The organism is Streptomyces chilikensis (assembly GCF_001642695.1).
Classification (GTDB): domain Bacteria; phylum Actinomycetota; class Actinomycetes; order Streptomycetales; family Streptomycetaceae; genus Streptomyces; species Streptomyces chilikensis.
The window spans coordinates 1-911 of the sequence record NZ_LWCC02000147.1 but is presented as its reverse complement, the minus strand read 5'-3'; the positions used below and the strand labels follow the sequence as shown (position 1 = coordinate 911).

The 911-nt window shown below is 73.2% G+C and carries 1 protein-coding gene; it reads left to right on the top strand.

Annotated elements, in window-relative coordinates; genetic code table 11:
• Positions 1-911, top strand: a 911-nt coding sequence (locus A2U95_RS29285; RefSeq protein WP_166028559.1) for an acyltransferase domain-containing protein, incomplete at both ends; no start/stop codon positions are given.

The following is a 911-nucleotide window of genomic DNA, read 5'->3' as shown; positions in this document are numbered from 1 at the left end:
CCCACGTCCGGGAGAACCCGGACGCGCGGGTCGCGGACATCGGCCACTCGCTGGCGCTGACCCGCTCCCGCTTCGAGACCCGGGCCGCGATCGTCGCGAGCGACCTCCACGACTTCGAGACCGCCCTGGCCGCCCTCGCCGAGGGCCGCCCCGACGCCACCGTCCTCACCGGCGAGGCCCACACCAGCCCCCGCACCGTCTTCGTCTTCCCGGGTCAGGGTGCGCAGTGGGCGGGCATGGCGGTCGAACTCCTCGACACCTCCCCGGTCTTCGCGGCCCGGATGGCCGAATGCGCCGCCGCGCTCGCCCCGCACACCGACTGGTCGCTGCTCGACGTCGTCCGCAGCGGCGAGGGCCTGGAGCGGGTGGACGTGGTCCAGCCCGTGCTGTGGGCCGTCATGGTCTCCCTCGCCGAACTGTGGCGCTCCTACGGCGTCCAGCCCGCGGCCGTCATCGGCCACTCCCAGGGCGAGATCGCCGCCGCCGCGGTGGCGGGCATCCTGTCGCTGCAGGACGCCGCCAAGGTCGTCGCCCTGCGCTCCCGCGCCATCACCGCGCTCGCCGGACTCGGCGGCATGGTGTCCATCACCCAGCCCGCAGCTTGGGTCCGCGAGACGATCACGGCGTGGGACGGTCGGATATCCGTCGCCGCCGTCAACGGCCCCACCTCCACCGTGGTCTCCGGCGACGTCGACGCCCTCGACGAGCTGATCACCGTGTGCGAGTCCTCAGACATCCGGGCCCGCAAGGTGGACGTGGACTACGCGTCCCACTCCGCGCACGTCGAGGCCATCCGCGACGAACTCGCCCGCCTGCTGGACGGCATCACACCGGCGCAGGGCAGCACCCCCCTGTACTCCTCCCTCACCGGCCGTCTCCTCGACATCAACGACACGGCGATGGACGGCGGC